This is a genomic window from Actinotalea ferrariae CF5-4 (assembly GCF_000603945.1).
Classification (GTDB): domain Bacteria; phylum Actinomycetota; class Actinomycetes; order Actinomycetales; family Cellulomonadaceae; genus Actinotalea; species Actinotalea ferrariae.
In genome coordinates, this window is sequence record NZ_AXCW01000119.1 from 1 (window position 1) to 3,556 (window position 3,556).

General features: G+C 75.1%; 2 protein-coding genes. One reads left to right on the top strand and one right to left on the bottom strand.

Annotated elements, in window-relative coordinates:
• On the bottom strand, window positions 1-2,275 hold a 2,275-nt coding region (locus N866_RS19925; protein WP_162177317.1), incomplete at its 3' end, for a sensor histidine kinase.
• A gap of 191 nt (window positions 2,276-2,466) precedes the next feature.
• Between N866_RS19925 and N866_RS11465 the strand changes: the two genes are divergently transcribed.
• Complete coding sequence (locus N866_RS11465; protein ID WP_034226451.1) at window positions 2,467-3,453, top strand: zinc-binding dehydrogenase; 987 nt, start codon at window positions 2,467-2,469, stop codon at window positions 3,451-3,453.
• Window positions 3,454-3,556 lie beyond the last annotated feature (103 nt).

Sequence of the window (3,556 nt, forward strand, 5' to 3'; positions counted from 1 at the left end):
CCGGCGCCCAGGCGTCGTCGGACGGGAGCGTGGCGGCGCCCGCGAGGGCCTCCGCCCGGGGTGCGAGGGGGATCGACGGCGCGGCGGCCGCGTCGTCCTGGTCCCGGTAGCCCGTGCTCGGGGCCGGGGCGGCGACGTCGGCGCCGCGCGACCGGCGACGCGGCAGGCCGTGACCGGTCTCCCCGTCCGTGAGGGCGGTCAGGTCGACCGCCTCGGCCGGGTTCTCCTCGGAGCCGAGGCTGCCGGGGCTGACGTCCTGCACGTGCTCCGGCGGGGGCGCGAAGGCCGTGTCGTGGACGACGACGGCGGCCTCCTCCACGGGCGCGAAGGTCTGGTCGGCGCGGGCCGAACCGGCCGCGACGGGGGCCGTGAGCGGGATGGAGGCCGTCTCGAGGAAGAGGACGACGGGCACCCGGACCGTGGCCAGCGTGCCGGTGCCGTCCGGGCCGAGGCCCAGCTGCACGTCCGCGCCCAGGCGCCCGGCGATGCGGCCGACCACGAACAGGCCGAGGCGCTGGGCGCCGACCACGTCGCCGGCGGAGGTGGTGCGGATCCGGGCGTTGGCGTCCTGGAGCTCCGCGGCGGTCATCCCGAGGCCCTGGTCGAGCACCGTGACGATGACGTGCGTCTCGTCGATGCCGGTCGAGACCTGCACCGGGGTGCCGGGGTCGGAGAAGACGGTCGCGTTCTCGAGGAGCTCCGCGAGCATGTGGGCGGCGGGCAGGGCCACGTGCCCGAGCATCAGCGGGTCGACCGGGAGGTCGAGGTGGATGCGCTCGTAGTGCTCGATCTCCGACGACGCCGTGCGGATCACGTCGGACAGGGGCAGCGGCTCGCGCAGGCGGCGCCCGGTGTCGATGCCGGCGAGCACGAGGAGCGACTCGGCGTTGCGGCGCATCCGGGTGGCGAGGTGGTCGAGCCGGAAGAGGTCGGCGAGCGTCGCCGGGTCCTCCTCGGAGCGCTCGAGGGCGTCGATGAAGGAGAGCTGCCGGTTGAGGAGCACCTGGTCGCGCCGGGCGACGTTGACGAACATCTCCGCGATCGAGCCACGCAGGGCGGCCTGCTCCTGGGCGACCTGGATCGTCGTCGAGTTGACCTCGTTGAACGCCTCGGCGAGACGCCCGACCTCGTCCCGGGAGGTGACCGGGATGCGGGCCAGCGCCAGGTCCGGGCCCTGGCCGGGGACGGAGACCTGCTCCACCAGGCGGGGCAGCTCGTCGCGGACCTGGCCGGCCGCGAGGGTCAGGCGACGCAGCGGCTCGACGATCTGGCGCGCGATGGTGAGCGCGGTGGCGATCGAGATGACGACGGCGAGGACGGTGAGGCTGATGGTCAGGAAGGCGGTGCGGAAGGCGGCGCCCTCCACGGAGTCGGCGCGGGTCTGGGCGGCGTCGGCGAGCTGCGCGAGCAGCCGGTCGTACTCACGCGACTGCTCGCCCGCGAGCTCGTACCACTGCTCGGACGTGATGAACGTGATGAAGGTCGACTCACCACCGAGCGGGATGCTCCGGATGCTGCCGTAGCTCTGCAGGCCGACGCGGACCGGCGGCACCGTGATCTCGCCGGGGAGCTGGAGCTGGGCGACGGTGAGGGTCGTCGACTCCTGCTGGACGTTGGTGGCGGGGATGGTCCGCACGAGCTCCTGGACGTCGGCGTTGGACTGCGCGCCGTCCAGGACGGCCCGGCCGAGGACCTGCTCCTGGCGGTAGTCCTCGACCAGCTGCATGGTCTGGGTCTGCGCGTTGACGATCGACGCGAGACGGCGGTCGTCGAGGGCGTTGGCGACGACGGAGGGGAAGGCGGTGACCCGCTCGACGACGGTGGAGTAGCCGTTGAAGACGCCGCGCATCGTGACACCGCCGGCGTCGACCGTCGCGCGCAGGTTCTGCAGGGCGCCGAGCTGGTCCTCCAGACCGGTCACGGCGCGCTCGACCACGGGGTCGAGGGAGTCGAGGTCGATCGAGGTCGCGGCCACCTGGGCGTCGCGGATCGCGGCGTCCACCGTGCGGCGCGTCCCGTCCACCTCGCCCCGCAGCGGCTCGGCTGTGGCGGCGTCCGCCACGACGTACGCCAGCGTCGCGTCCCGCTCCGCCTGGAGGGCGGAGCTGAGCTCACGGGCCTCCCTCAGGGAGCCCAGCAGCTCGTTGACCGTGCGCGCCACGCGGACGTCCTCGATCGACTGCATCGAGATCGTCCCTGCGAGCGCGAACAGCACGAGGACGGGTACGGACAGGGCCGCGAGGAACTTCCCGCGGATGCCCAACCTGCGAAGCATGGTGTCTCCTTCACTGCGCGATGTGCGCCCCACCGCGCGCGGTGCCGGCCGACGGCGGCCCCCGGTACGCGACATCGCCGTCCGGTCACCCATCGGCGCGCGGGCACCCAGGCATGAGGGTTTGTACCGGACCATCCCCGGCCGGATCGACCCTAGTGGGCACGTTCAGGCAGGCTGCAAGACTCTGAGTCATGAAGTTTGTCAAGATCACCGGCGACGAGGCGGGTCACGGCCTCGTCCTGGACGACCGCGAGGCACCCGTGCCGGGCACCGGCGAGGTCCTCCTCGACGTGGCCGGGGCGGGCGTGAACAACGCGGACCTGCTCCAGGTGGCCGGCCGGTACCCGGCCCCGCCCGACGCCCCGGACTGGCCCGGCCTGGAGGTCGCGGGCACCGTGGCCGGCGTCGGGGCCGGGGTGGTCGGCGTGGGCGTCGGGGACCGCGTCGCTGCGCTCCTGTCCGGCGGCGGCTACGCCGAGCGGGTCGCCGTCCCGGCCGCGCAGCTGCTGCCCGTCCCCGCGGGTGTGGATCTCCTCGACGCGGCGGCGCTGCCGGAGGCCGCGTGCACGGTCTGGTCCACGCTGTGGTCGACGGAGCTCGGGGCGGGCCTGCGCCCCGGGGAGTGGCTGCTGGTGCACGGCGGATCGGGCGGTGTGGGGTCCTTCGCGGTGCAGGCCGCGCACGCGCTCGGCGTCCACGTCGTGACGACGGCGGGCGGCGCCGACCGCGCCGCCCGGTGCCGGGAGCTCGGGGCCGACGTCGTCGTGGACCACCGGAGCGAGGACTTCGTGGCCGTGGTGCGCGAGGCGACCGGCGGACGCGGCGTCGACGTCGTCCTGGACGTGGTCGGCGCCGCCTACCTCGCGCGCAACCTCGAGGCGCTCGGCACCGGCGGCCGGCTCGCCGTCATCGGCCTGCAGCGGGGGCGCCGGGCGGAGCTGGACCTCGGGACGCTCCTGACCAAGCGCGCCCGGGTGCTGGGGACGACGCTGCGGTCGCGCCCGGCCGGGGAGAAGGCCGCCGTCGTCGCGGGCGTCGCGCGCGACCTGTGGCCGCTCGTCGCGGCCGGGGCCGTGCGTCCCGTCGTCGCCGCGCGGATGCCGCTCGCCGAGGCGGGCCGCGCGCACGACCTCCTGCGGTCCGGGCAGGTGTTCGGCAAGGTCGTCCTCGTCCCCTGAGCGTCCGTGGGCGGTGCACCTCGCACGTCCGGCTCCGGGATGGCCAGAATGGCCGGATGACGACCATTCCCGCCGGCCCCGCCGGCCCCGCCGGCCCCGCCGG